Genomic DNA, 26,303 nt, shown 5'->3' with positions numbered 1-26,303 from the left:
CCCGGTGGCGGCCACCGCAGGCGACCTCCACCGGGTCGCCGTCGTGTCCGACGTGCACGGGAACGTCACGGCGTACGAAGCCGTGCTCGCAGACATCGCGCACCGCGGTATCGAGCACGTCGTCAACCTCGGCGACCTCATCGGCAAGGGACCGCGGGGGTCGGAGTGCATCCGGATGACGCGGGAGCGCGCCATCCCGACTGTCCGGGGCAACTGGGACACCTTCATCGCGCGCGACACCGTGCAGCCGTGGGAGCACGGCCAGTGGGTGCGCGACACGCTGTCAGAGGACGAGCGGCATTGGCTCGCAACGCTGCCCAACGTCCACGAGATCGTGCTGAGCGGCCAGCCGATCCGCTTCTTCCACGCCTCGCCGGTGAGCGAGTTCCACCGCGTCTTCGCCCCGACGACCGAGGAGGAGCACCGGGCCTTCGTCGCGCAGACCGCGTTCACGGGCGACGGGCCGGTGCCGACCATCGTCGGCTACGGCGACATCCACGGCGCCTACCTCGCCGTCGACCACGGCATCACCGTCTTCAACGCCGGGTCGGTCGGCAACGCCCTCGACGGTCCCGGCGCCCCCTACGTCGTCCTCGAGGGCACGCTGCCCCGCGGGGACCTCGACGAGCCCGCGGGCCACGTCGGCATCACCTTCGTCCGGGTGCCCTACGACGTCGAGGCCGAGGTCGCGGTGGCCGAGGAGCTCGGGATGCCCGGCGCGGACGCGTACGCCCTCGAGCTGCGCGAGCAGCTCTACCGCGGCTCGGCGGTCTCTGCCACCTGAGCCGCCGGCCGGGCCTGGCCCGCCGTTCCGCTGTTCCGCTGTTCCCCTGTGGATGGTCCTGCCGATGGCGTATGCCGTCCGCCTCAGCGGGTGGACCGCAGCGCTCCCAGCCGGGCGAGGAAGACCGCCTCGGCCACGCAGACCTTCTCGAACTCGCCGAGGTGCAGCGACTCGTTCGCGCCGTGGGCGCGCGTGTCGGGGTCCTCGACGCCCGTGACGATGATCGACGCGTCGGGGAAGCGGGCCGAGAAGTCGGAGATGAACGGGATCGAGCCACCGACCCCCATGTCGACGGGCTCGGTGCCCCAGGCGTCGGCGAACGACGCACGCGCCTCGTCGTAGACGGGTCCGTTCGCGTCGGCGGCGAAGCCCGAGCCGTGCTCCTCGAGCTCGACCGTGAGCCTGGCCCCCCAGGGAGCGTTGGCCTCGAGGTGCTCACGCACGCGGTCAAAGGCCACGAGGGGGTCCTGGGTCGGGGCCAGGCGAACGGAGATCTTGGCAGCGGCCTTCGCGGACAGGGTGTTCGACGCCTTGTCGATGGACGTCGCGTCGATACCGATCGTCGTGATCGAGGGCTTGTTCCAGAGCCGGCTGAGGATCGAGCCAGACCCGATGAGCGACACGTCGTCGAGCAGGCCCGACTCCGCGCGGAAGCGCTGCTCGTCGTAGTCGATGTCGGCGGCCTCGCCCGCGTCGAGACCGGCCACGGCCACGTTGCCGTCGGCATCGTGGAGCGAGGCGAGGAGGCGCACGAGGGCGGTGGTGGCGTCGGGTGCCGCGCCGCCGAACATGCCCGAGTGCACGGAGTGGTCGAGCGTCTGGACGCGGACGACGACGCGGATGCCCCCGCGCAGGGTCGTGGTCAGGGCGGGCGTGCCGATGTCCCAGTTGCCGGAGTCGGCGATGACGATGGCGTCGGCGGCGAGGCGGTCGCCGTGCTTCTCGAGGATCGTGCCGAGCGACGGCGAGCCGGACTCCTCCTCCCCCTCGACGAAGACCGTGACGCCGACCGGCAGGTTGCCGGCGTGCGCGCGCAGTGCCGCGACGTGGGCCATGACTCCGGCCTTGTCGTCGGCCGCACCACGGCCGTAGAGGCGCCCGTCGCGCTCCACGGGCTCGAAGGGCGAGCTGTCCCAGTCGGCGTCGTCACCGGGGGGCTGCACGTCGTGGTGCGCGTAGAGCGTCACCGTCGGGGCGCCTGCGGGACCGTCGAGGTGCCCGATGACCGCCGGGCGGCCGCCCTCGACGACGACCTCGACGTCGAGGCCCTCGCGGCGGAGCAGCTCGGCGACTGCCTCGGCGCTCCGGGCCACCTGGCTCTGGTCGAAGGACGAGGCCGAGACGCTCGGGATGCGCACGAGCTCCTCGAGGTCGGCCCGCACCTGCGGCATGAGCTCGGCCACGCGGTCGCGGATCAGCTGGATCTGGTCGGGGGTGAGGGCGTCGTCAGTCACCTGCCCGACCCTACCGAGGCCGGCGCGGGGCCAACGAGGGAGCCGACGTACCGCTTCGTCGTCGCGACGGAACGCCTGCTGCGGGTGCAGCCGCGGGGGGCTGTCGTCCCTGATGGGTAGGTTCGACCGGATGGGAGACAACACGTTCGTCGCCGGGCAGCAGCCCTGGCTCGAGCGCCTGGGCAACCTGCGCAACGTCGTGCGCCAGGAGATGGTCACCCGGCAGCTCGCGGAGCACCTGCCTCGCGGACCCCTGCGCGTCCTCGACGTCGGCGCCGGCCAGGGGACGCAGGCACTGCGCCTGGCCCGACTCGGTCACTCGGTGACGGCCGCCGAGCCGGACGGACGGATGCGTGCCGCCTTCGAGCAGGCTGCCGCCGGGCTCACCCCGGAGCAGCGGGAGCGCGTCACGCTCGTGGCCACCGACCTCGCCGGGCTCGCGAGCGTGACGCGGCCGACGGCCTACGACGTCGTCATGTGCCATGGCGTGCTGATGTACCTCCCCGAGAGCCGCGCCGCGGTCGCCGGCCTGGCCCGCCGGGTCGCCCCGGGCGGCATCGTGTCGATCGCGGCTCGCAACGGCGACGCCATGGCCTGGCGCCCGGCCGGCCGGCATGACTGGTCCGCTGCCCTGGCGGTGCTCGACGAGACGCGCCGCGCAGCCGAGCAGGGCCGGGATGCCCGCTACCGCAACGAGATCGGCGTCGACGCGCGCGCAGACACGCTCGCCTCGTTGACGGTCGACTGCGAGGCCGCGGGCCTCGAGCTCGTCGCGTGGTACGGCATCCGCATCGCGAGCGACGACGTCGGGGTGGACGAGCCGGCACCCGCTGGCGACGAGCTGGCGATGCTGCTCGACGTCGAGGAGCGGCTCGGCTCGACCGATCCCTACCGCGCCCTCGGCACCCTCGTGCACGTCATCGCCCGCCGCACGGCCTGACTCCGCCCGTCGACGCCCGTGGCGACGGGCTCCGGGGCTGACGTCCGGACCCGGGCGTGCTTGGCTCGGACCATGGACGCCGTCGACCGGGTGCAGCAGGCCTTCGCCGCCGTGCCCCGGGCCGGCTTCCTCCCCCGCGGCGCCCGGTCCCGCGCGGGTCACGACGGCCCCATCCTCATCGGGCACGGGCAGACGAACTCGCAGCCGCGGACGGTCGCCGACATGTTGCGCCTCCTCGACGTGCAGCCCGGACAGCGCGTCCTCGACGTCGGCTCGGGCTCCGGATGGACGACCGCCCTGCTCGCCCACCTCACCGGACCCACCGGCGAGGTCGTCGGCGTCGAGCTCGAGCCCGCCCTCGCGCGATGGGGTGCCGCGAACCTCGCCGCCAGCCGGATGCCGTGGGCCGAGATCCACGAGGCCGCCGCGGGGGTGCTCGGCGCCCCGGACCGGGGGCCCTGGGACCGCATCCTCGTGTCCGCCGAGGCGCAGACCCTGCCCCAGCCACTCGTCGACCAGCTCGGCGACCCGGGGCGGCTCGTCCTCCCCGTCGCCGGCTCGATGACGCTCGTCGTGCGCGACCACGGCACGCTCGTGACGAGCCGGCACGGGCACTACCGCTTCGTCCCGCTCCGCACGACCCCCGGGGCCTGACCGCGAGGGGTCGTATGCCGGGTGGCCGCGGGCGCGATGCGGGCCCAGGACGCCCTTCGGCTTAGAGTGTCCCCGTGTTCGGACGCAAGAAGACCCTCAACGAAGACCTCGCACCCACGGCCTCGACGGACGCGTCGGCACGCGCCGGGGCGAAGAACCGGCCCACGCCGAAGCGGCGCGAGCAGGAGGCCCTCAACAAGCGTCCCCTCATCGTCACCGACCGCAAGGCCGCGACGAAGCAGGACAAGACGGCCCGCCGCGAGGCGATGGCCAAGCAGCGCGCCGGCATGATGACGGGTGACGAGAAGTACCTCCCGGCCCGCGACAAGGGCCCCCGTCGCCGGTTCATCCGCGACACCGTCGACGCCCGCTGGAACATCGGCGAGTTCATGCTGCCGATCATGCTGATCGTGCTGCTGCTCAGCTTCGTCCGGACGAACTGGGCCCTGCTGCTCGTCTTCGTCCTCGTCTACGGCCTCATCCTCGTGGCCATCGGCGACGCCCTCCTCATGTGGCGCCGCACGCGCCGCAAGATGGACGACAAGTTCGGCGGCGCCGAGAAGGGTGACGCGTGGTACGCCATCATGCGCGCCTTCCAGATGCGCCGCACGCGCATGCCGAAGCCGCAGGTCGCCCGCGGCGAGCACCCCGCCTGACCCGCCCTCGCCGGGTCGGACGGGGTGCGGCCGACCGCCGCCGTCAGCCCTGCAGGTCGGCGAACGCCAGCGGCGCCCGCGTCACGGCATACGTCGCGAAGTAGAGCTTGTCGACGGAGCCGTCGGCGGCACGCACGACCTCGAGCACCTCGCCGCGCTCCCGGCCCGCCACGGCGCGGAAGCGGTCGGTGCCCTCGGCGGCATACCGCGTCTCCGACAGCGGCTCGTCGTCGGCGAGCCTGGACCACAGCTCGCCGCCGCGCACGAAGAACGTGATCGGCGACCCCTCCGACCACCAGAGGCCGAGGAGCTCGGTCAGGGCGGGCTGAGCCGTCTCGGGCACCCACGCCGCGGTCAGAGCCGGTTCGGCGTCGACGACGGCCTCGACGAGGTCGGTGGCAAGCCCGAGGGTCAGGGCGCCGGAGGTGGCATTGGCGAAGACGATCGCGCCGACTCCGTCCTTGCGCCGGACCCGCAGGCCGGTGAGGAAGCCCGGCATCGCGCCGCCGTGGCCGACATAGACCCGGTCGCCGCGGCGGCCCATCCCGAAGCCGAGGCCGTAGGCACCGCTCCAGCCGTCGACGTCGGTCATGATGATCGGCCGGCACATCTCCTCGACGGTCTCGGGTCGCACGACCCGGTCGTCGGGGTTCGCGACGTAGGCGGCGTAGCGCGCCATGTCGGCGACGGTCGACCACAGGCCACCCAGCGGTGCCGTCGCGTTGAGCGTGAAGAGCGGCTCCTCGCTCGCCGTGCCGGCGTACGGGTCGACCTGGTAGCCGATTGCCCGGTCGTCGGCCGGCGTCAGGCCGGTGCGGTCCATCCCGAGCGGCTCGAGCACCCGCTCGCGGACGACATGCTCCCAGCCCCGGCCCGTGACGCGCTCGACGACCTGGCCGAGGAGGCCGTAGGCGAGGTTGGAGTAGTGGAAGGCGTGGTGGGCGGGGAGCACCTGCTCCGCCTCCTCGAGGCCGGCGAGGAACTCGTCTCGCTCGGGGGCCACGAGGCTCTCCCAGATGTTGCCGACCGGCTCACGCTGCAGCCCGGAGGCGTGGGCGAGCATCTGCCGCAGCGGGACCCGCGCGTGCTTCGTGCCCGGCACGTACGTCTCGAGCGCGTCGTCGAGGGACAGCAGGCCCTCGTCGCGCAGCGACATGACGGTCAGGGCCGTGAACGTCTTCGTGACCGAGCCGATCATGAACTGCGTGTCGTCGGTGGCGGGCGCGGGCTGCGACCCGAGCCGGGCCGACCCCACGTGCGCCGACCAGACGAGCGCGCCCTCGCGCACGACGCCGACGCTGACGCCGGGAGAGCGCCAGGTGCGCTGGGCCGTGACGACCCGGGCGAGCAGGTCGCGCTCGAGCCCCGCCGACAGCGCCGTCTCCGACGGGCTGCCGGCCCCGTGCGGCGCGCTCACTCCGCGGCCCGCAGGCTCATCGGGCCGTAGACGACGGTGTCGTTCTCGCGCAGGGTGACCGCCTCGACCCCAGCGTCGAGCAGCTCGCGCCACGACTCCCCCAGGTAGCTCTCGGCGTCGCTCTGGGTCGGGAATCCCGAGGTCGTCACGCCCTCACCCTCCACCGGGTTGCCGTGCGCGTCGAGGAACAGCCAGGACCAGTCAGCACTCATGCGGACACCCTAGTTGGCACGCCGTTTGACGGGCGCAGGCCCCGCGTGCGACGGTTCGCCTAACCGAAGGACGATGGGGCAAGCCGGTGTGACTCCGGCGCTGACCCGCAACCGTGATGCCACCTCCCGCTGCCGCGCGGCCCGGGGTGACCAGCCGGAAAACCCGCGTCCCACCGGCTCCTTTGTCAGTCTGTCGTGGAATGCGGACCGGAGTCACCCCGCCGGGCCGGCCGCAGCCAGCAGACCCGACATGGTGTCCCACCGCGAGGAGGAAACCGTGTCCCCTGTCCGTCGTGCCCCGCTCCGAGTCGTGCTCGCCGCGCTCGTCGCCGCCTGCCTCTCGGCCCTCACCATCGCGCCGGCCCACGCCGCCGCGTACCGCTACTGGGGCTTCTACCAGCTCTCCGACGGCGCCTGGACCTTCGCGCAGAAGGGCCCGGACCAGACGACCCCCAAGGACGGCAGCGTCGACGGCTGGCGTTTCGCGGTCGCCGACGAGGCCTCGACGCGCTATCCGCGCGCCGTCCTCACGTTCGAGCAGGTCTGTGGCACCACTGCGGCCGTGTCGGGCAAGAAGCGCGTCGGTCTCGTCGTCGACTTCGGCCGCCCGGCCGATGCCGCCGACGGCGCCACGCCGCCCGAGCCGAAGGCCCTGTGCGCGGTCGTCGCCACGGACGCGACGAGCGCTGCTGTGCTCGCCGTCGCCGGTGACGTGCGCACCGAGAAGGGCCTCGTCTGCGGCGTCGACGGCTACCCGACGAGCGACTGCGGCGGTGCCGTCAAGGAGGTCACCCCCGAGGCCAAGGCCGCCGACCAGCCGGTGACCATCGCCGCTCCGGCGGCCACGCCGTCCGTGTCGGCCTCGACCCCGGCCGCCTCGGGCACCGACGTCGCCGCGGCGCCGACGTCCGGTACGTCGGGCGGGACCGTTGCGGCCTACGTCATCGCGGGCCTCGTCCTGCTCGCGCTCATCGGCTACCTGCTCATGCGCTCGCGGTCGCGCGCTCGCCAGGACGGCTGAGGAGCCACGACGAGCGTGGCGCGACTCCAGCGCAGGGCCCGGCTCCAGCACCCCGCAGCCTGGTGGCTGTGGGGGCTGGGCCTGGCCACCGCTGCGTCGCGCACGACCAACCCGGTGCTCCTGCTGCTCGTCATCGGGGTCTGCGTCCTCGTCGTCGACGAGCGCCATGACCCTGCCACGGTCAACCCGCTGCCCGCCTTCCTCGCCATCGGTGCCGTCATCGTCGCGTTCCGCATCGTCATGACGGCCCTGCTGGGCAACGGCATCGTCGGTGAGACCGTCGTCATGACCCTGCCGAGCGTGCCGCTGCCGGACTGGGCGGCGGGCGTACGCATCGGCGGGACGGTGACGCTCGAGTCCCTGCTGTATGCCGCCTACGACGCTCTGCGCCTCGCCGCGGTCCTCGCGTGCCTCGGTGCCGCCAACGCGCTGGCGAGCCCGCGCCGACTGCTGAGATACCTGCCCGCCACCCTCTACGACGTCGGCACCGCCGTCGTCGTGGGGCTGACGTTCGCGCCGCAGCTGCTGACCGACGCCCGCGAGGTGCGCGCAGCGCGCACGCTGCGCGGTCGTGACGGCCGCGGCCTGCGCGAGATGGCCCGGCTCACCGTGCCCGTGCTCGAGACCGCGTTCGAGCGGTCGCTCGGGCTGGCGGCGTCGATGGAGTCCCGTGGCTACGGCCGCGCCGTCCGCTCCACGACGACGAGCCGTCGGGCCGCGACGGGGCTCGCCCTCGCCGGCCTCGTCGGGGTCCTCGCCGGTCTCTACGGCCTGCTCGACTCCTCGGCCGGCGGGGTGCTCGGGCTGCCGGTCCTCGTGCTCGGCGCGCTCCTCGCCGGCTCGAGCCTGCTCGTCGGTGCGTCGCGCGACCCCCGGTCGGGCCACCGCCGCGACCGCTGGACGTGGACCGAGACCGTGACGGTCGTCGCGGGCGCCGTGCCCGCCGCGGTCCTCGTCGTCGGCTCGCTGCAGGGCTGGGAGGGCATCGTGCCGAGCCAGCAGGCCGTGCTGCCCGCCGTGCCCCTCGTCGCCGTCCTCGCGCTGCTCGTGGCCGCCCTTCCCGCCTGGCTGTCGCCCCGTCCCCGGGAGGTCGCACCGTGATCACCTTCGAGCACGTGTCGGTGCAGTATGCCGACGCCCCCGCTCCCAGCCTCCACGACGTCACGCTCGGGATCCCCGAGGGCGAGCTCGTCCTCGTCGTCGGCCCCACGGGAAGCGGCAAGTCCACGCTGCTGCGCACCATCAACGGGCTGGTCCCGCACTTCAGCGGCGGCACGCTCACCGGACGCGTCACCGTCGACGGGCTCGACACGGCCGAGCACCGTCCTCGTGACCTCGCGACGGTGGTCGGCCTCGTCGAGCAAAACCCGTCCTCGACCTTCGTCACCGACGTCGTCGAGGACGAGGTCGCCTACGGCATGGAGACGATGGGGCTGGACTCGACGACGATCCGCCGCCGCGTCGAGGAGACCCTCGACCTCTTCGGGCTGACGCCGCTGCGCGCCCGGGCGTTGCGCACCCTCTCGGGTGGTCAGCAGCAGCGGGTCGCGATCGCCGCGCTCTTCGCCGCCGGCCCTCGAGTCCTCGTGCTCGACGAGCCGACGTCGGCCCTGGATCCGGTTGCGGCAGAGGAGGTCCTGGCCTCGCTCCATCGCATCGTGCACGACCTCGGGGTCACCGTCGTGCTGGCCGAGCACCGGCTCGAACGCGTCGTGCACCATGCCGACCGCGTCGTCCTCGTCGACGAAGGACACGTGTCCGAGCTGCTCGACCCCGCCGAGGCGATGCTCCGCTCCCAGATCTACCCGCCCGTCGTCGGTCTCTCCCGCCTCGTCGGGTGGTCGCCGACGCCGCTGTCCATCCGCGACGCGCGCCGCAAGGCGGCCGCCCTGCGCGAAGCCCTCGGCACGAGCACACCGCGCCCCGTGGCAGACCTCAGGGTGATCGGGCCCGCCGACGCGGTCACCGTCGACGGCCTTCGCGTCTCGCGCGGCGGCCGGGTCGTCCTCGACGGTGTCGACCTCGCCGTGGCGCGTGGCTCGGTGACGACCCTCATGGGCCGCAACGGCGCGGGCAAGTCGACGCTCCTCGGAGCCATCGCGGCCCAGCACCGGCTGGCCGGGGGGACGGTGCGCGTCGGGGCCGGAGGCGTCGACCCGCGCGCGAGGTCCGCCCGCGAGCGGGTGCGGACCGTGGGGCTCGTGCCGCAGCAGCCCGAGCTGCTCCTCTATGCCGACACCGTGGCGGCCGAGTGCACCGCGGCCGACGAGGACTTCGGCGCCGCCCCGGGCACGGCCCGCGGGCTGCTCGACCGCATCTCCGGGGGCATCGACCCCACGGTCCACCCGCGCGACCTCTCCGAGGGACAGCGGCTCGAGCTCGCGCTGGCCGTCATCCTCTCGGGGTCGCCCGAGGTGCTCCTGCTCGACGAGCCGACGCGCGGTCTCGACTACGGCGCGAAGAAGCGTCTCGGCGAGATGCTCACCGGACTGGCGGCCCAGGGCACGACCGTCCTGCTCGCCACCCACGACGTCGAGCTCGCGGCCGAGGTCGCCGACCGTGTCGTCATCCTCGCCGACGGGGAGGTCGTCACCGACGGCCCGGCACGCGAGGTCCTCGCGTCCTCGCCGGCCTTCGCCCCGCAGGTGACGAAGGTGCTCCTCCCCCAGACCTGGCTCACCGTGGCCGAGGTCGCGGGCGCCCTCGCGAGGATCGCATGACCGGGCGCCGGGTCATCCCGCTGCGCTGGCCGGCGGTCGTGGCCGTCGCGGTGGTCGGCGTCGTCGGGCTGGTGGCGTTCACCTGGCCCTTCTTCGTCACCGGGGACTTCGCGCGCGACCACGGCAACGACGCGCCCTGGCTCTTCGCCGTCCTCCTCGGGCTGCTCGCGGTCGTCTGCCTCGCGGAGGTCACGGCCGGACGCCTCGACGCCAAGACGATTGCCGTCCTCGGGGTGGCGGCAGCGGCCGGCGGTGGGCTGCGCCTGCTCAGCGCCGGCACCGCCGGGCTCGAGCCGATGTTCTTCATCGTCATCGTGGCCGGGCGTGTGCTCGGGCCCGGCGTCGGCTTCGTCTCCGGCTCCCTCGCCGTCACCACAGGGGCGCTGCTCACGGGTGGCGTCGGCCCGTGGCTCCCCTTCCAGATGATCTGCGCCGGGGGCATCGGGCTCGGTGCCGGTCTGCTGCCGGCCCGCGCGGGAGGACGCGCCGAGCGGTGGGTGCTCGCGGCATACGCCCTCGTGACGGGACTCGCCTTCGGGCTCTTCATGAACCTCTGGTTCTGGCCCTTCCTCGGGACCAACGCGCCCAGCGGGATGGGCTTCGTCCCCGGAGCACCGCTCTCGGAGAACCTCGCCCACTACGGCCTCTTCTACCTCGCGACGTCCCTCGCGTGGGACCTGCCGCGGGGGGTGCTCAACGCGGTCCTCGTCCTGCTGGCCGGTCCGGCGCTGCTCCGCGTCTTCCGCCGCGGAGCCCGACGGGCGGCCTTCGGGGTGCCGGTCGTCTTCGAGCCGACACGGGCGTCGGGCGCCGACTCGCCGCTGCAGGGCGCCGGCGGCGCCCGGTGAGCCGCGCGCACGGAGCCCGCACGACGACCCTCGTCACGGGGCCGGTGCGCAGCGGCAAGAGCCGGCACGCCGAGGACCTCGTCGCGGACCACGACGACGTCACGTATGTCGCGACCGGTCGTCGGGCCGATGCGTCCGACCCCGAGTGGAGCCGGCGCGTGGAGGACCACCGGACGCGCCGTCCCGCGACGTGGCGGACCGTTGAGACGACGGACGTGGTCAGGGTGTTCGACGCTGCCACGGGCCCGGTCCTCGTCGACTGCCTCGGCACGTGGCTCACGGCCCTCGTCGATGCCGCGGGCTGGGACGACCTCGCTGCTGCGGCCGACGCCGTGCGTCGCGAGGGCGACCGGCTCGTCGAGTCACTCTGCACCGCAACGGTGCCCGTCGTCATCGTGACGAACGAGGTCGGCTGGTCCCTCGTGGCGACCACGGCCTCGGGGCGCCTCTTCCAGGACGAGCTGGGCCGCCTCAACGCCCTCGTCGCGGCGGTGGCGGCGCGCGTTCATCTCGTCGTCGCCGGACGCGTCGTCGACCTCAGCGACGCCCCCGTCGTGCCCAGCAAGCCCCGCCCGAGGACGCTCGATGCGTGACGCCTGGCGTCTCGCGTTCGGCACCTTCACCGCGCTCCGCGTCGGCCCTCCGGAGCACGTCACCGACGTCGTGCTCGGCCGCGCCATGCTGCTCGCGCCCCTGACGACGGCGCCCGCTCTCCTCGCCTGGGCCGCCCTGGGCACGGTGTCGACGACGGGCTGGGCTCCCGCCCGCGTCGTGGCCGTGCTGGCCCTCGTCGTCACGGCGCTGCTGTCGCGGGCGCTGCACCTCGACGGGCTCGCGGACCTCGCCGACGGGCTCACCTCCGGGCACGACCCTGCGCGGTCGCTCGAGGTCATGCGACGCGGCGACACCGGTCCGGCCGGTGCTGCGGCGGTCGTCCTGGCCGTCCTGCTCGACGCCGCCTGCCTCACGACCCTCCTCGGCGGTGCCCTCGGCACGGCGATGGCCGTCGTGGCCCTCGTGGCGAGCCGCATCGCGTGCGCGGTGTGCACGCGGGACGGCATACCTCCGGCCCGTGCCGACGGGCTCGGTCAGGGCGTCGCCGGCACCGTGTCCCGGGCGCACCTGCTGGGCCTCGTCGCCGCGGTCGCCCTGCTGGCCGGCCTCGCGGTCGCGGGCCTGTCGGCCGTGCTCGGCGACACGTCGTGGGCCGGGGGCGTCGGTGCGGTCGCTGTCGTTCTCGTCTCGGTGGCCGGGTCCGTCGTGACGCGGCGGCACGCGGTCCGGCGCCTGGGCGGGGTCACCGGAGACGTCATCGGCGCCGCGATCGAGGTCGCCCTGGCCGCCGGTCTCGTCACGGCCGCTCTGGTCGTCACCGCCCTCCCCCACCCCTGACCGTCGAAAGGCCAGACTTCGCGGGTACGACCCCGTCGAGGGGCCACTCTTCGCGAGTGCGTACCCGTCGAAAGGCCAGACGTCGCGTCCGCGAACGTCTCGAAAGGCGCGGCGGGCCAGCGACATCCGCCACTCGACGACCGAGGACCGAGGACCCGCAGACTTTGGCCTCTCGACGGTTGACGAGGGCCGGTCGGTCAGCGGCGGAGACGTGCTGCGACGGGTCCTGGCAGCCGGCTGCGCCAGTCGGTCTTGGGCGACTCGCGCCGCACCTCTGCGATGCGCTCGCGACGGGCGCGTTCGACCGCCGGGGACTCGAGCGCGGGCCACGGCTCGGACCTCTGGGTCGCCCGGGCCAGCACGAGGTCGGCCAGCTCCGGGTTCAGCGCCAGCAGCGGGCCGTGCAGACGAGTGCCGAGGATCGACCCGGCGAGGACACCCTCGGTCGTGCCACCGACGGCGTCCTCGGTGCGGTTGCCCGACCCGGCCTCGAGCGTGAAGAGGGCGCGCGCGCCGTCCTCGCGGACCGTGCGCAGGTCGTTGGCCTCCCAGCCGATGAGGGCGGGCAGGTCGAGAGAGGCATCCGGTCGGGTCACGACGGTGCCGGTGATCTCGGGAGCCGAGTGGATGCTGACCGGCGCGAGACCAAGGCCCTGGTGCCGCGCACCGGCCGGGTCGACCCACGAGCGAGCGATCGCGTCGAGACCGGCGTCGACGGCGAGCAGCACCGCGCCGTCCGAGACCCGTGCCGCCAGGTCGGTCGAGGTGAGCGCCTCGACGAGCGCCGCCACGCCGCCACGTCCGGTGCCGCCGACGAGGTAGACGTCGGCGTCGACGAAGGAGTCGGCCCGGTCGACGGTGACGGTCTCGACCGACAGGTCACGGGCGGCCCCGCGGCGCACGAGCGCGCTCGCGTTGGCCTCGTCGGCCGCGGCGACCGTGGCGAGCGGGAAGAGCGTGGCCACGGTGAGTGCCCTGCTCAATGGGTGCCTCCTCGGAACTGCTTGGAGATGCGTCGGAAGGCCGGGTAGTTGCAGGCCACCATCACCTCGCCCGGTGCGTGCGCGCGAACGGCCGACTCGATGTCGGGGGCCTCGACGACGTCGGCGCCGGCCGCGTCGAGGATCGCCACCGCGTCCGCCGTGCGCCCGCCCGTGACGGCGACGCGCTCGCCGGCGAGGCGCTGGAACGGCGCCTCCCACATCGTGGCGGTGTCCTTGGGTCCGAACGGGTCGACGGCCACGACGAGCGGCCGGTCGGTCGAGACGGCGACGTCGATCGCCTCGGCCCACCCGGCGGGGTTCTTGAGCATGAGCAGGCGCGCGGCGTGGTCGCCGAGGCGGTAGGGCGCGTAGCGGCCGTCGACGTCGGCGACGGCGCTGACCCGCTCGGCGGCCTCGGCCACGTCGACGCCGAGGGCGTCGGCGGCCGCGAGGGCGAAGGCGCCACCCACCGGGCCGGTGCGGCCGGGCACCGTGACCTCGATCCGGGTGCGCTCCCCCGCGTGCTCGACGGCCCAGCCGTCGCCGTCGGGCACGACCTTCCAGTCGGGCTCGGGCCGCGAACGCCGGCAGCCGGGGCAGCTCCACGAGTCGTCGGTGAAGTCCTGGACCGAGCCGCAGGCCGGGCAGATGAGGGCGTCACCGCGCCAGTAGAGACCGCCGCTGACGCCGATGCGGTGCGGCGCGGTCTCGAAGGCCCAGCTGACGAGCGGGTCGTCGACGTTGACGATGGCGACGCAGTCGTCGGGCAAGGCGGCGGCGGTGCGGCGCCAGTGCTCGAGCGTGCTCCTGAGCGAGACGCCGCGGGTGTACTCGCGCGAGCTGTTGAGCACGACGACCGCCTTGGGCCGGGTGCCGCGTGCGACGGGCTCGAGGTAGACCTCGTCGACCTCGAGGGCTGCGAGCCCGGACGTGCGGTCGGCCGAGAGGGCGGTGACGATGCCATCGGTCATGTTGGCGCCGGTCGTGTTGCTCACGACCGCGCCGCCGGGCGTGATCGCCGCAGCGACGAGGGCCGTCACGGTGCTCTTGCCGTTCGTCCCGGTGACGAGGACGCTGCGCCGGTCACCGGCCACGGCGCGGAGCACCTGCGGGTCGACGCGGAGGGCGAGGCGGCCACCGATCATGGAGCCGGAGCCCTTGCCGAGGGCCTGCGAGAGCCGTCCCGCCGACCGTCCCGTGGCCAGCGCCAGGCGGGCGCGGAGCGGATCGCGTGCGTCAGACAAAAGCGGTTACCCTTCTCGACATCGTGGGTCGCGCCGCTCGGCAGCGAGGGGCGACCGCTCGGTGACATGCCAGATCGACAAGCCAGATCGTAGCCGCAGCACCGGTTCTCCCGGTCCGCGGGTGGACGAGGAGGAGACCGCGTGCGAGCCACCGATGTCGGGATCGAGATCGGGACGGGGCACTCGGGTCCACTCAACGCGATCACCGACGTCGAGGGCGTCCGGGTCGGCTACAGCACGATCGTCCACGGTGAGGGCGAGATGACGGTCGGGCAGGGCCCGGTGCGCACCGGCGTCACCGTCGTGCTCCCCCACGGCGGCCGCGCCTCCACCGAGCCGGTCTTCGCCGGCTACCACCGGCTCAACGGGTTCGGCGAGCTGACCGGCCTCGAGTGGCTGCACGAGTCGGGCATGCTCTCGAGCCCCATCGCCCTGACCAACACCGACAGCGTCGGGGTCGTGCGCGACTCCCTCATCGCCCGCGAGACCCGCGTGCCCGGGCGGATGCCGATCATGCTGCCGGTCGTCGGCGAGACGTGGGACGGCATCCTCAACGACATCAGCGGACAGCACGTCACCCGCGAGCACGTCCATGCCGCCTTCGACGACGCGCGAACGGGCGTCATCGCGGAGGGCAACGTCGGCGGTGGCACGGGCACGCAGTGCTACGGCTTCAAGGGCGGCACCGGCACGGCCTCGCGGGTCGTCGACCTCGGCGACCGCCACTTCACGGTCGGCGTCCTCGTCCAGGCCAACCACGGCGATCGCAAGCACTTCGAGGTCAACGGCGTGCCGATCGGGCACGTGCTGACGAAGAAGGTCGTGCCCTTCCCGCGCATGTCCGAGATCACCCGGGTGCCGCCGCCGGGCACCGGGTCGGTGCTCGCCGTCGTCGCGACGGACGCGCCCCTGCTCCCCCACCAGCTCAATCGGCTCGCCCAGCGAGCCGGGCTCGGCATCGCGAAGTTCGGCGCCCGCGGTGACAACTACTCCGGCGACCTCATGATCGCCTTCTCGACGGCCGCGCACGGGATGCCCGACCAGGGCCCCGGCGCCCGCACCGAGATCGGCATGCAGGTCGAGATGCTCGCCCTCGAGTACTTCGACGCGATGTTCGGAGCCGTCATCGAGGCCACGGCCGAGGCCATCCTCAACGCGATGCTCCAGGCCGAGACGATGGAGGGCCGCGACGGACTGACGATCCACGCCCTCGACGGCGAACGACTGGCGAGCATCCTCGACCGCCACGGCAGGCGCCGCTTCTCGCTGCGCGAGTAGCGACTGACCAGCCCCGCTCACGACGTGTGCCGGGTGGCGCACTGACCGCGCCACCCGGCATACGTCGTCGGTGAAGGGGACTCAGCCCTCGCGGACCTGCACCTGGACGAACGGCGGCTTGACCACGGTGGCCTCGAGGGCACGGCCGCGCACGTCGATCGACACCGTCTCACCGTCGGCGATCTCGGGGTTCAGCAGCGCGAGCGCGATGCCCTGCTTGAGCGTGGGCGAGAAGGTGCCGGAGGTGACCTCGCCGGCTGCCGCGCCGTTCCACGAGACGGTGCAGTGCGCCCGCGGGATGCCGCGGCCGGTCACGAGCAGGCCCCGCATGAGGCGCGTCGGGTTGGCCCGCTCGGCCTCGAGGGCCTGCTTTCCCCAGAAGGTGTCCTTCTTCCAACCCACGGCCCAGCCGGCGCGAGCCTGGACGGGTGAGATCTGCAGCGACAGGTCCTGTCCGTGCAGCGGGTAGCCCATCTCGGTTCGGAGCGTGTCGCGCGCACCGAGGCCGCACGGCTTGCCGTCGAACGGCTCGAGCGCCGCCACGAGGGCGTCCCAGAGCGCCGGGGCGTCGTCCCAGCGCGGGACGAGCTCGTAGCCGCGCTCCCCGGTGTAGCCGGTACGACAGACGATGACGGGCCGGCCCTGCCAGTCCGCCTCGACGAAGGACATGTAGTCGTGGCCGGTCGGCAGCCCCAGGGACTCGAGCACCTCGTCGCTCTTCGTGCCCTGGACGGCGATGACGCCGTAGTCGCGGTGCAGGTTCGTGACGGTGATGCCCTCCGGCGCGGCGGCCTGCAGGCGGCGCACGACCTCGGCGGTGTTGGCCGCGTTGGGGATGAGGAAGACGTCGTCGTCGGACTTGAGGTAGACGATGAGGTCGTCGACGACGCCGCCCGCGTCGTCGCAGCACAGGGTGTACTGCGCCGAGCCCGGCTGGATGCGGCGCACGTCGTTGGTCAGGCACGCGTTGACGAAGTCGGCCGCGCCGGGACCCGTCACCGAGGCCTTGCCGAGGTGGCTCACGTCGAACACGCCGACGCGCTCGCGCACCGCGGTGTGCTCGGCGACGACGCCGCCGCCGGGGTACTCGATCGGCATGTCCCAGCCACCGAAGTCGGCCATCTTCGCGCCGAGGGCGACGTGGCGGTCGTGCAGGGGTGAGGTCAGCGGGGAGGTCGTCCCCGACGTCGCTGTCGTCATGGGCGCCAACCTACCGCCCGGCGGGTGTGCCGCCTCCGCTCGTTATCATCGAACGCCGCCACCCGCGGCGGTGTCGTGAGGCCGACCGGCGCACGAAACCGTGCACCACCGACGCACCACCGACGCACCCCTCATGACGTGCTCTGACCGTGCGCCCGTCAGCACCTCGACAAAGGAGTCCTTCGTGGCCAACCTGACCATCTCGAACCGCTCGGCCGCCGACACGGCCGGCGACGCGCTCGTCGTCGCGCTCGTCCCCGGTGACGGCGGTGCCGCTCTGGCGCCCGGCCACGGACTTCCCCGCAAGACCGTCGCCCACCTCAAGTCCGTCGTCACCGACCTCGAGCTCGCCGGCAAGGTCGGCGAGGTCACGACCCTCGCGGCCGTGCCGGAGGTCGCCGCCACGCTCGTCGTGCTCGCCGGTGTCGGCGAGCTGTCCGGCGACGCGTCCGCCCTCGAGGACGTCCGCCAGGGCTTCGGTGGCGCGATCCGCAGCCTGAGCCGCAAGAAGAAGGTCGCGGTCGTCGTGCCCGGCACGTCCGTCGAGATCGTCTCCGCCGTCGCCGAGGGCGTGGCCCTCGGGGCGTATGCCGTGTCCAAGGCGGGGACGCGCAGCACCGATGCCGTCGACGCGGTCGCCCTCGTCGGCCCGGCCGACGCCGCCTCGCGTCGCGCGGTCAAGCGCGCTGCCGCGCTCGGCGAGGCCGTCGCCTACACGCGCGACCTCGTCAACCTCCCGCCGAACCTGCTCTACCCGGAGACCTTCGTCGACTCGCTCGCCGACCGCGTCAAGGGCACCAAGGTCAAGCTCAAGTCCTACGACATGAAGGCGCTCCGGGCCGGCGGTTTCGGGGGCACCGTGGGCGTCGGCCAGGGCTCGGCCAACGAGCCGCGGATCGCCGTCCTCAGCTACACCCCGACGCGTCCCAAGGCGTCCATCGCCTTCGTCGGCAAGGGCATCACCTTCGACTCGGGCGGCCTCTGCATCAAGCCGGCCAACGGGATGCTGACGATGAAGTGCGACATGGCGGGAGCGGCCGCCGTCGCCGGTGCCGTCCTCGCCATCGCCGAGCTCGGTCTCCCGATCGCCGTCACCGGCTACCTCGGCCTGGCCGAGAACATGCCGAGCTCCACGGCCCAGCGGCCGAGCGACGTCGTGACGATGCGTGGCGGGACGACCGTCGAGGTGCTCAACACCGACGCCGAGGGCCGCATGGTCCTCGGTGACTGCATCGCCCTGGCCTCGGAGACCAAGCCCGACGCCATCGTCGACATCGCGACCCTCACCGGTGCGCAGGTCGTCGCGCTCGCCAACACGGCCGCCGTCATGGGCAACGACGACGACTTCCGCACCCGGGTCCTCGACGCTGCGTCGACGGTCGGCGAGGCCATGTGGCCGATGCCGCTGCCGACCGAGCTGCGTCCGGGCCTCGACTCGATCAACGCCGATCTCGCGCACAAGGGCGGCGCCGAGGGTGGCATGCTGACCGCCGGCCTCTTCCTCGGCGAGTTCGTCGGCGAGGGCATCCCGTGGAGCCACCTCGACATCGCCGGACCGGCCTACAACGACAAGGCACCGACGGGCTACTGGCCCAAGGGCGGCACCGGCTTCGGGGTGCGCACCCTCGTGGGGCTCGCCGAGTCCTACGTCTGACGCCGACGTGCGAGAGGCCCCGTTCCGTGACGGAACGGGGCCTCTCGGCGTGTGCGGCTGGGGTCAGCCGCCGGACTTGCGACGGAACATCTGCTGGGCCTTGGCGGGGCCGTGTGCACCGTGCACCTTGGTGCGGTCGTGGTCGTCGGAGACGTCCTTGCCACCGTGGGCGTGCTTCTTGTCGAGGGCCGCACGGAACTTGGCCTTCATCTCCTCGCTGGGACCGCTGGATTCGCCATCCTGCTTCGACATTCGAGAACCTCCTGTGTGCTGTGGCGCCGAATCCGGCACGGACTGAACGCTTTTCACCCTGTCAGCGAACCGGGACCCGGTCCACCCCTTTTGCCCGGCAACCGACCACGAGGTCGTATGCCGTGTCGCCGGGTCAGGCGTCACCCTGACGTCGGCGCTTGCTCCACTCGCGCATCCGGTTGGGATAGCCCGTCTTGTTGACGTCGTAGACCGGGACGCCGAGCTTCTGGCTGATCTCGAAGCCGTCCTTGGGCGAGGGCACGGCGCGACGCGTCCACTCCCCGTCCCACGCGATGAGCACGATGGTCGTGGGGCTGACGCTCGTGGCGGGCTCGACGTAGGCCTCGACACCGAGCCGGGACTCGACGAACGCGCGCAGGTGCTGGTCGACCGCCTTCCGGTCGATCTCCATCTGCGGCCCGTCGGACCGGCCGGGGAAGGGATTGCCCTTGCGGCTGCCGCGTCGTGAGAACCAGCCCATGGCGGCACTGTACGGGGTCGACCCGTGCTCACCACCACAGCGCGCCGGGAGGCGTGACCTGCCTGTGACGTCTCATCCGATCAATGACAAGATGCTCTTGCACGCCCACCCGTACGCCCACCCACGCGTACGCCAGAACGTCCGCGGACTCCTGCTGCACGACGGCGGGAGCAGGCGATTCACCCGAAGGAGCACATGCACATGCCGGCTGGTGCCGCAGGCGACTACGACGTCGTCATTCTCGGTGGAGGGTCCGGCGGCTACGCCTGTGCCCTGCGGTCGGCAGAGCTGGGGCTCTCCGTGGCACTCGTGGAGAAGGGGCGTCTGGGCGGCACGTGCCTGCACCAGGGCTGCATCCCGACCAAGGCGCTGCTCCACGCCGCCGAGGTTGCCGACGTCGCCCGCGAGGGTGCGAGCTTCGGGGTGAAGACGACCTTCGAGTCCGTCGACATGTCGGGCGTCAACGCCTACAAGGACGGCGTCATCAGCCGCCTCTACAAGGGACTCCAGGGTCTCGTGAAGGCCGCGAAGATCGACTACGTCGAGGGGTCGGGCGTCCTCGACGGGCCCCACACCGTCGTCGTCGGCGACCGCCGCATCACCGGTCGCAACGTCGTGCTCGCCACCGGCAGCTATGCGAAGTCGCTCCCGGGGCTCGAGATCGGCGGCCGCATCATGACGAGCGAGCAGGCCCTCGCCATCGACCACGTGCCGGCCCGGGTCGTGGTGCTTGGTGGCGGTGTCATCGGCGTCGAGTTCGCCTCCGTCTTCAAGAGCTTCGGCTCCGAGGTGACGATCGTCGAGGCGCTCCCGCGTCTCGTCGCGGCCGAGGACGAAGCCATCAGCAAGCAGCTCGAACGCTCCTTCCGCAAGCGCAAGATCGCCTTCAAGACCGGTGTGCGCTTCGCCGGCGCGACCCAGCAGGGCGACGTGGTCACGGTGTCGCTCGAGTCGGGCGAGACCATCGAGGCCGACCTGCTCCTCGTCGCGGTCGGGCGCGGCCCGGTCACCGAGGGCCTGGGCTACGAAGACGCCGGCGTCACCGTCGACCGCGGCTTCGTGCCCACCGACGAGCGGCTGCGCACCAGCGCCGCGGGCGTCTACGCCGTCGGTGACATCGTGCCCGGCCTCCAGCTCGCGCACCGCGGCTTCGCCCAGGGCATCTTCGTCGCCGAGGAGATCGCAGGCCTCGCTCCCGCTGCCATCGACGAGATGGGCATCCCCCGCGTCACGTACTGCGACCCCGAGATCGCGAGCGTCGGACTCACCGAGGTCCAGGCCCGCGAGAAGCACGGTGACGTCGCGACGTACGAGTACAACCTCGGCGGCAACGGCAAGTCCCAGATCCTCGGCACCCAGGGCTTCGTCAAGCTCGTGCGGCAGGTCGACGGACCCGTCGTCGGCGTCCACATGATCGGCGCCCGGATGGGCGAGCAGATCGGCGAGGCACAGCTCATCGTCAACTGGGAGGCGCACCCGGAGGACGTCGCCGGTCTCATCCACGCGCACCCCACACAGAACGAGGCGCTCGGCGAGGCACACTTGGCCTTGGCGGGTAAGCCCCTGCACGCACACGCTTGAGCCAGAAACTGGGAAGAGGAGAAAACACGTCATGTCAGAACGCGTGACCATGCCGGCCCTGGGTGAGTCAGTCACCGAGGGGACCGTCACCCGCTGGCTGAAGAACGTCGGTGACCGCGTCGAGGTCGACGAGCCGCTGCTCGAGGTCTCGACCGACAAGGTCGACACCGAGATCCCCTCCCCTGTGGCGGGCACCCTCCAGGAGATCCTCGCCCAGGAGGACGACACCGTCCCCGTCGGCGCCGATCTCGCCGTCATCGGCGACGGCGAGGCTCCCGCGTCCGGTGGCGACGCCCCGGCCGCGGAGCAGGCCCCCGAGCCCGAGCAGGCCGCCCCGGCACCCGAGGCCCCGAGCACCGAGCAGGAGCCGCAGGCCGCGACCAGCGAGCCCGAGGCCGAGCAGGCCGAGGCGCCCCAGGCTGCTGCGTCGTCGTCCGGTGGTGGCGACGGCCAGACCGTGACCATGCCGGCGCTCGGCGAGTCCGTGACCGAGGGCACCGTCACCCGCTGGCTCAAGTCCGAGGGCGACGAGGTCGCCGTCGACGAGCCGCTCCTCGAGGTCTCGACCGACAAGGTCGACACCGAGATCCCGTCGCCGGTCGCCGGCACCCTGACCAAGATCCTCGTCCAGGAGGACGACACCGTGCCGGTGGGTGCCGACCTCGCCGTCATCGGCGGTGGCGCGGCCGCCGCGGCCGCCGACCCCGCCAAGGCACCCGAGCCCGAGCCCGCGAAGGCACCGGAGCCGGAGCCCGAGCCGGAGAAGGCACCGGAACCCGCCGCCGAGGCACCGAAGGCTCCGGCCCAGGAGCAGCCGGAGGAGGCGACGCAGGAGGCTGCCGGCAAGCCGGCCGACGCCGAGCGCGCCCCCGCCCAGCAGTCCCCCGAGGCCGCCGCACCGACGGCATCGGCTGCGACTCCGTCGCGCGACGACGCCGCCGCCTACGTCACGCCGCTCGTGCGCAAGCTCGCGAACCAGCACGGTGTCGACCTCGGGTCGATCACCGGCACGGGCGTCGGCGGTCGCATCCGCAAGCAGGACGTGCTCGACGCCGCCGAGGCCGCGAAGGCCCCGGCTCCCGCCCCGGCAGCCCCGGCTGCCGCGCCCGCCGCCCCCGCGGCATCCGCTCCGTCGGGTGCCTCGTCCGCTGCGGCGGCGGTCTCGCCGAAGCGCGGCACGCGGGAGAAGATGACGCGCCTGCGCAAGGTCATCGCGACCCGCATGGTCGAGTCGCTCCAGGTCTCGGCCCAGCTGACGACCGTCGTCGAGGTCGACCTCACGAAGGTGGCCCGCCTGCGCGCCAAGGTCAAGAGCGACTTCGAGGCACGGGAGGGCACGAAGCTCAGCTTCCTGCCGTTCCTCGCCCTCGCCGCCACCGAGGCGCTCAAGGCGCACCCGATGGTCAACGCGAGCATCGACGGCGACGAGGTCGTCTACCACGGCAGCGAGAACCTCTCGATCGCCGTCGACACCGAGAAGGGCCTCATCGTCCCGGTCGTCAAGAACGCCGGTGACCTCAACATCGCCGGCCTCGCCCGGGCGATCGCCGACGTCGCTGCGCGCACGCGCAGCAACAAGATCACGCCCGACGACCTGGCCGGTGGCACCTTCACCATCACCAACACCGGCAGCCGCGGCGCGCTCTTCGACACGCCGATCATCAACCAGCCGCAGGTCGCCATCCTCGGCACCGGCGCGATCGTCAAGCGGCCCGTCGTCGTCACCGACGCCGACGGCGGCGAGACCATCGCGATCCGCTCGATGATGTACCTCGCGCTGTCCTACGACCACCGCATCGTCGACGGGGCCGACGCCGCTCGGTTCCTCGGCACGATGAAGGCCAGGCTCGAAGAGGGCCAGTTCGAGGCCTGAGGTCGCCTGCATGAGGAGCACCCCATGACGAAGCGCGTCGCCGTCACCGGCTCGTCCGGCCTGATCGGCGGCGCGCTTCGTCGTGCGCTCGCCGAACGCGGCGACGAGGTCGTGCGCCTCGTGCGCCACACTACCTCCGCCCCGGACGAGGTCCAGTGGGACCCCAGCCGTGGCCGTATCGACGAGCGGGCGCTCGACGGGGTCGACGCGGTCGTCAACCTCGCCGGCGTCGGCATCGGCGACCGACGGTGGAACCCCGAGCACAAGCGCGAGGTCGAGCGCTCGCGCACGGACGCGACGGGTACGGTGGCCCAGGCCCTGGTCGCCCACCGCGACCGCACCGGCGAGGCCATCCGTCTCGTCAACGCGTCGGCCGTCGGCTACTACGGTGACCGGGGCGAGGAGCACCTGCCCGAGACGAGCGAGCCGGGACAGGACTTCCTCTCCGGCGTCGTCGTGCGGTGGGAGAGCGCAGCGCAGCCGGCTGTCGACGCGGGTCTCCCCGTCGCCTTCGTCCGCACCGGGCTCGTCATGGCTCCGGAGGGCGGCGCTTTCGAGCAGGTCGTCCGGCTCGGACGTCTCGGCCTCGGCGGCCCGATGGGATCAGGGCGCGAATGGTGGCCGTGGATCACCCTCGTCGACGAGGTCCGCGCGATCCTGCACCTCGTCGACCATCCCGAGCTCGCCGGCCCGTTCAACCTCGTCGCGCCCGGGGTCGCCCGACAGGGTGAGATCGCGTCGGCCATCGGTTCGGCGCTGTCACGCCCGGCCTTCGTCCCCGCACCCCGCTTCGCCCTGCGCGCCGTCATCGGCGAGTTCGCCGACTACGTCGTCGCGAGCCAGCGGGTCGAGCCCGAGGCCCTGCTCGCCTCCGGCTTCACCTTCGAGCACCCCGACCTCGGCGGGGCCGTCAGGTGGCTGGTGAAGCGCTGATCGCGCTGATCCGCCACCCCTCGGACCCGCGCACGAGCCGGAAGTCGAGCTGACGGCCGGCGTCCGCCGGTCTCACGAGCCGTGCACCACCCCCGCTGACGACGACGTATGCCGTCCAGTCGACCCGGGCGCGCACGACCGCCTCCGTGGGTGACCCCGTCACGAAGGCCGCTTCGGCGACCTCGAGCCGCAGCCCCTCCCAGCGCGCCCGGGCGTCGACGAGCCCCGAGACCAGGGCCCGGTCGCTCGACAGGCTCGGTGAGCCGGGCGCGTGGACGCGGGCCAGTGCCGTCGCGTCCCGCCCGACGAGGGCGGCCGACCGCCGGTCGCTCAGGGCCTGCATCACGTCCTCCGGCCGCGCCGAGGGGCTCGTGGCGTCCCGCAGCACCCGGTCCGCCGCGCTGTCGCCCGGAGCCTGCGATGCCGTCGGAACCGCCGGTGTCGTCGGCGTCAACGAGGTCGACGCGGTCGACGAGGTCGACGAGGTCGACGAGGTCGACGAGGTCGAGGCTGGCGTCGGCGACGCGGGATCCCGGGCCGCCCACGCCCACCCCGCGGCGGCCACCAGCGGCACCGCGACGAGCGCCGCCGTGACGGCCCGGCGAGGCCACCTGCGGAAGTCCTGCTCTGCGGGTGCCGGCTCGCGCCCGGCCTCGGCCCGGAGCCGGTGGGTCAGTGCCGAGGCCTGGTCGGCCCCGACGACGACCTCGACGGGCTCGGCCGGGACGGCGTCGTAGACGAGGCCGGCCAGCTCGGCCGCACGCGGACGTCGGGTCGGGTCGGGGTCGATGGCCGCCGCGACGACGGCGGCGAGCTCGGGACCGACGTGGCTGACGATGATCTCCTCGTCGAGCCGCACCATCGTGTCCGGCGCTCCGTTGCCGGTGAGGCAGAACCACGCGACGGCGCCGAGGGCGTACACGTCGGAGGACTCGTCCGGCGCCGCGCCGAGGAGCACCTCGGGAGCGATGTATCCGGTCGTGCCGTGCACGGCGCCGGGCTCGCGCCCGGGCACGCGCACGGCGCCGAGGTCGAGCAGGACGGGGCGTCCGTCGGAGGTCAGGGTGACGTTGGACGGGGAGATGTCGGCGTGCACCCCGCCCGCCGCGTGGAGGTGGGCGACGGCCTCGCAGACCGGAGTCAGGACGGTGACGACCTCGCCCGCGCGCAGGTGTCCGCGACTGCGCACCATCGCGGACAGCGTTGCCCCGGTGACGAGGTCGAAGACGAGGGCCTCGCGACCGTCGGCGAGCGGCACGACCGACCGGAGCGGCACGAGGTGGTCGTGCTGCACGGCCAGCAGCACCTGCTGCTCGGCGAGTGACTGCTGCCGGTCGAGCTCGTCGCGGACGAGGTGCGGCACCTTGATCGCCACCCGACGCCCCGTCGCGTCGACCCCCGACCACACGACCGCCGAACCGCCCGTCCCGATGACGGCGTCGACACGGTGCCCCGGCACGTGGGGACGCTCCGGCGGCTGCTCCGGTCGCTTCTCTCGCTCGTGCTCGGTCACCCGACCATGCAAGCAGCGCCGCGCCGGGCCGCGGGCGCGTCGTCCACAGCGTTCCGACGAGGACCGCACCCGACGACGGACCGGGTCACCCGGCATCCACCCGCGGTCGGTGTCGGGCCCGCCCTCAGGGGGTCTGGCCGGGCGTCACGACGTCGACGACCCTGCGGTCCCGGGCGCTGGTCCGTGCGGCGTCGACGACGGCGAGGACGTGCACGGCATCGCGCGGGTCGACCGGCATCGTCGCCTGCGGGTCCGACGAGACGAGCGCGGCTGCGACGGCCCGGTAGAAGTTCGCCTGGTCGGCGTCGGTCACGACGGGTCCCCGCTCGCGCTCGTCACCGCGCACGATCCAGCCGATGGCGTCCCCGTCGTTCTCGAACTCGGTGAACGCGCTGACGTCGTCGACCTGGCGGCCGATGACGAAGGAGCCCGCCGAGCCGTTGACGCGGGCGCGAGGGCCGGGAGCCCCGTTGACCGAGCTCGACATGACGTGGCTGACGACCCCCGATGTGTGCCGGCACGCGAGGAAGGTGTCGTCGTCGGCGACCGTCGTGCGGGAGTCGACCTCGGCATAGACCGACTCGACCTCACCGTGCAGGAGCACCGCCTGGTCGACGAGGTGGGTCTGCAGGTCGAGGAGCAGACCGCCGCCCTCCGCGGCGGTGACCTGCTCGCGCCACCTCTGCTTGGGCACGGGACGCCAACGGTCCCAACGGTATTCAGCCCTCCAGATGTCACCGACGAGATCGTCGTCGCGCACGATGCGCAGCGCGGCCAGCTCGGGGTCGAAGCGCCGGTTGTTGAAGACCGTGAGGGGCACGCCGTGGTGGGCGGCGAGGTCGACGACGTCGAGGGCACGGCTCGCGTCCACGGCGAGCGGCTTGTCGACGACGAGCGGGATGCCCGCCTCGATGACGCGCTCGGCCTGCTCGGCGTGCACGCCGCTCGGTGACGCGAGGACGACGAGGTCGAGGCCGTCGATCCCGAGGAGCGTCTCGAGGTCGGGGACGACCTCGGCGCCCGGGAGGTCGGCCCGCACCTCGTCGGCACGGGTCGCGTTCGACGTCGAGACGGCTGCCACCGTGAGCCCCGCGCGCCCGATGAGCGGTGCGTGGATGCCCCGGCCGGCCGAGCCGTAGCCGACGAGTCCGACACGCAGCGGGGTGGGCGGGGACGGCTCGGTGGCAGGCATTCCGGCATCGTATGCCGCCCG

At 73.2% G+C, this 26,303-nt stretch carries 25 protein-coding genes and 1 riboswitch; of the genes, 15 read left to right on the top strand and 10 right to left on the bottom strand.

What is annotated here, in order from left to right; genetic code table 11:
* The first annotated feature begins 4 nt into the window (after window positions 1–4).
* A complete protein-coding gene (locus AB4Z14_RS15085) occupies window positions 5–784 on the top strand; it encodes a metallophosphoesterase family protein (RefSeq protein ID WP_442275900.1) in 780 nt (259 codons plus the stop codon).
* Between the two features lie 83 nt (window positions 785–867).
* Here the strand turns inward: AB4Z14_RS15085 and AB4Z14_RS15080 are convergent, their stop codons facing one another.
* Entirely contained in the window at window positions 868–2,238 is a 1,371-nt protein-coding gene (locus AB4Z14_RS15080) for a dipeptidase (protein ID WP_442275899.1), read from the bottom strand.
* A gap of 130 nt (window positions 2,239–2,368) precedes the next feature.
* On the opposite strand from AB4Z14_RS15080, the gene AB4Z14_RS15075 reads away from it, so the two are divergent.
* The 3 genes from AB4Z14_RS15075 (at window position 2,369) to AB4Z14_RS15065 (ending at window position 4,488) form a co-directional block, all read left to right on the top strand.
* Window positions 2,369–3,178 carry a class I SAM-dependent methyltransferase gene (locus AB4Z14_RS15075; protein ID WP_442275898.1) on the top strand — a complete coding sequence of 270 codons (810 nt, stop codon included), beginning with the start codon at window positions 2,369–2,371 and terminating at the stop codon, window positions 3,176–3,178.
* A gap of 72 nt (window positions 3,179–3,250) precedes the next feature.
* A complete protein-coding gene (locus tag AB4Z14_RS15070) occupies window positions 3,251–3,832 on the top strand; it encodes a protein-L-isoaspartate O-methyltransferase family protein (protein WP_442275897.1) in 582 nt (193 codons plus the stop codon).
* Window positions 3,833–3,906: 74 nt separating this feature from the next.
* A complete protein-coding gene (locus AB4Z14_RS15065) occupies window positions 3,907–4,488 on the top strand; it encodes a DUF3043 domain-containing protein (RefSeq protein ID WP_056781169.1) in 582 nt (193 codons plus the stop codon).
* Between the two features lie 43 nt (window positions 4,489–4,531).
* On the opposite strand, the gene AB4Z14_RS15060 is transcribed toward AB4Z14_RS15065, so the two are convergent.
* Entirely contained in the window at window positions 4,532–5,905 is a 1,374-nt protein-coding gene (locus AB4Z14_RS15060) for a serine hydrolase domain-containing protein (protein ID WP_442275896.1), read from the bottom strand.
* Window positions 5,902–6,117 (bottom strand): hypothetical protein, encoded by a 216-nt coding sequence (locus tag AB4Z14_RS15055; RefSeq protein WP_056781174.1) that lies wholly within the window; start codon window positions 6,115–6,117, stop codon window positions 5,902–5,904. Before AB4Z14_RS15055 ends, AB4Z14_RS15060 begins: the two co-directional genes overlap by 4 nt.
* Window positions 6,118–6,170: 53 nt before the next feature.
* A riboswitch (cobalamin riboswitch) is annotated at window positions 6,171–6,284 on the top strand.
* A 110-nt stretch (window positions 6,285–6,394) separates the two neighbouring features.
* On the opposite strand from AB4Z14_RS15055, the gene AB4Z14_RS15050 reads away from it, so the two are divergent.
* From AB4Z14_RS15050 to AB4Z14_RS15025, 6 genes are read left to right on the top strand one after another with little or no spacing between them, the layout of a single operon-like run.
* Window positions 6,395–7,138, top strand: coding sequence for an SCO2322 family protein (locus AB4Z14_RS15050; protein WP_442275895.1), 744 nt, complete (start codon window positions 6,395–6,397; stop codon window positions 7,136–7,138).
* Between the two features lie 15 nt (window positions 7,139–7,153).
* Window positions 7,154–8,239 (top strand): energy-coupling factor transporter transmembrane component T, encoded by a 1,086-nt coding sequence (locus tag AB4Z14_RS15045; RefSeq protein ID WP_442275894.1) that lies wholly within the window; start codon window positions 7,154–7,156, stop codon window positions 8,237–8,239.
* A complete protein-coding gene (locus tag AB4Z14_RS15040) occupies window positions 8,236–9,858 on the top strand; it encodes an ABC transporter ATP-binding protein (protein WP_442275893.1) in 1,623 nt (540 codons plus the stop codon). Before AB4Z14_RS15045 ends, AB4Z14_RS15040 begins: the two co-directional genes overlap by 4 nt.
* Window positions 9,855–10,706 (top strand): ECF transporter S component, encoded by an 852-nt coding sequence (locus AB4Z14_RS15035; protein WP_442275892.1) that lies wholly within the window; start codon window positions 9,855–9,857, stop codon window positions 10,704–10,706. Before AB4Z14_RS15040 ends, AB4Z14_RS15035 begins: the two co-directional genes overlap by 4 nt.
* Window positions 10,703–11,299: a bifunctional adenosylcobinamide kinase/adenosylcobinamide-phosphate guanylyltransferase gene (locus AB4Z14_RS15030; protein WP_442275891.1), complete on the top strand. Its 597-nt coding sequence runs from the start codon at window positions 10,703–10,705 to the stop codon at window positions 11,297–11,299. Before AB4Z14_RS15035 ends, AB4Z14_RS15030 begins: the two co-directional genes overlap by 4 nt.
* Window positions 11,292–12,098: an adenosylcobinamide-GDP ribazoletransferase gene (locus AB4Z14_RS15025; RefSeq protein WP_442275890.1), complete on the top strand. Its 807-nt coding sequence runs from the start codon at window positions 11,292–11,294 to the stop codon at window positions 12,096–12,098. The genes AB4Z14_RS15030 and AB4Z14_RS15025 overlap by 8 nt, the downstream gene beginning before the upstream one ends.
* A gap of 197 nt (window positions 12,099–12,295) precedes the next feature.
* On the opposite strand, the gene AB4Z14_RS15020 is transcribed toward AB4Z14_RS15025, so the two are convergent.
* Both AB4Z14_RS15020 and AB4Z14_RS15015 read right to left on the bottom strand, forming a co-directional pair.
* On the bottom strand, window positions 12,296–13,081 hold the full coding sequence (locus AB4Z14_RS15020) for a hypothetical protein (protein ID WP_442275889.1): 786 nt from the start codon (window positions 13,079–13,081) through the stop codon (window positions 12,296–12,298).
* Window positions 13,078–14,325 carry a hypothetical protein gene (locus AB4Z14_RS15015; RefSeq protein WP_442275888.1) on the bottom strand — a complete coding sequence of 416 codons (1,248 nt, stop codon included), beginning with the start codon at window positions 14,323–14,325 and terminating at the stop codon, window positions 13,078–13,080. Before AB4Z14_RS15015 ends, AB4Z14_RS15020 begins: the two co-directional genes overlap by 4 nt.
* 141 nt (window positions 14,326–14,466) lie before the next feature.
* On the opposite strand from AB4Z14_RS15015, the gene AB4Z14_RS15010 reads away from it, so the two are divergent.
* Window positions 14,467–15,603, top strand: a complete 1,137-nt coding sequence (locus AB4Z14_RS15010; RefSeq protein ID WP_442275887.1) for a DmpA family aminopeptidase — start codon at window positions 14,467–14,469, stop codon at window positions 15,601–15,603.
* 81 nt (window positions 15,604–15,684) lie between these two features.
* Here the strand turns inward: AB4Z14_RS15010 and gcvT are convergent, their stop codons facing one another.
* Window positions 15,685–16,803, bottom strand: a complete 1,119-nt coding sequence (gene gcvT, locus AB4Z14_RS15005; protein WP_442275886.1) for a glycine cleavage system aminomethyltransferase GcvT — start codon at window positions 16,801–16,803, stop codon at window positions 15,685–15,687.
* 184 nt (window positions 16,804–16,987) lie between these two features.
* Here gcvT and AB4Z14_RS15000 point away from each other — a divergent pair, with 184 nt between their 5' ends.
* Window positions 16,988–18,457 (top strand): leucyl aminopeptidase, encoded by a 1,470-nt coding sequence (locus AB4Z14_RS15000; RefSeq protein WP_442275885.1) that lies wholly within the window; start codon window positions 16,988–16,990, stop codon window positions 18,455–18,457.
* A 63-nt stretch (window positions 18,458–18,520) separates the two neighbouring features.
* Here the strand turns inward: AB4Z14_RS15000 and AB4Z14_RS14995 are convergent, their stop codons facing one another.
* Window positions 18,521–18,709, bottom strand: coding sequence for a DUF5302 domain-containing protein (locus tag AB4Z14_RS14995; protein ID WP_020145427.1), 189 nt, complete (start codon window positions 18,707–18,709; stop codon window positions 18,521–18,523).
* A 133-nt stretch (window positions 18,710–18,842) separates the two neighbouring features.
* A complete protein-coding gene (locus tag AB4Z14_RS14990; RefSeq protein WP_442275884.1) occupies window positions 18,843–19,190 on the bottom strand; it encodes a hypothetical protein in 348 nt (115 codons plus the stop codon).
* A gap of 201 nt (window positions 19,191–19,391) precedes the next feature.
* Between AB4Z14_RS14990 and lpdA the strand changes: the two genes are divergently transcribed.
* From lpdA to AB4Z14_RS14975, 3 genes are read left to right on the top strand one after another with little or no spacing between them, the layout of a single operon-like run.
* The gene (gene lpdA / locus AB4Z14_RS14985) at window positions 19,392–20,771 is read left to right on the top strand and encodes a dihydrolipoyl dehydrogenase (RefSeq protein ID WP_442275883.1); all 1,380 of its coding nucleotides are present in this window, start codon (window positions 19,392–19,394) and stop codon (window positions 20,769–20,771) included.
* A 31-nt stretch (window positions 20,772–20,802) separates the two neighbouring features.
* Window positions 20,803–22,644, top strand: a complete 1,842-nt coding sequence (sucB, locus tag AB4Z14_RS14980) for a 2-oxoglutarate dehydrogenase, E2 component, dihydrolipoamide succinyltransferase (RefSeq protein ID WP_442275882.1) — start codon at window positions 20,803–20,805, stop codon at window positions 22,642–22,644.
* A 24-nt stretch (window positions 22,645–22,668) separates the two neighbouring features.
* Entirely contained in the window at window positions 22,669–23,577 is a 909-nt protein-coding gene (locus tag AB4Z14_RS14975) for a TIGR01777 family oxidoreductase (protein ID WP_442275881.1), read from the top strand.
* Here AB4Z14_RS14975 and AB4Z14_RS14970 read toward each other — a convergent pair.
* Together AB4Z14_RS14970 and AB4Z14_RS14965 are read right to left on the bottom strand one after the other, a co-directional pair.
* Window positions 23,555–25,090 carry a protein kinase domain-containing protein gene (locus AB4Z14_RS14970; RefSeq protein ID WP_442275880.1) on the bottom strand — a complete coding sequence of 512 codons (1,536 nt, stop codon included), beginning with the start codon at window positions 25,088–25,090 and terminating at the stop codon, window positions 23,555–23,557. The genes AB4Z14_RS14975 and AB4Z14_RS14970 overlap by 23 nt on opposite strands.
* A gap of 124 nt (window positions 25,091–25,214) precedes the next feature.
* The gene (locus tag AB4Z14_RS14965) at window positions 25,215–26,282 is read right to left on the bottom strand and encodes a Gfo/Idh/MocA family protein (RefSeq protein WP_442275879.1); all 1,068 of its coding nucleotides are present in this window, start codon (window positions 26,280–26,282) and stop codon (window positions 25,215–25,217) included.
* Between the last annotated feature and the right edge of the window lie 21 nt (window positions 26,283–26,303).

This window comes from Terrabacter sp. 2TAF16 (genome assembly GCF_052115065.1).
Lineage (GTDB): Bacteria > Actinomycetota > Actinomycetes > Actinomycetales > Dermatophilaceae > Terrabacter.
The sequence above is the reverse complement of the archived record's forward strand: the minus strand, read 5'-3'. Positions and strand labels throughout refer to the sequence as shown.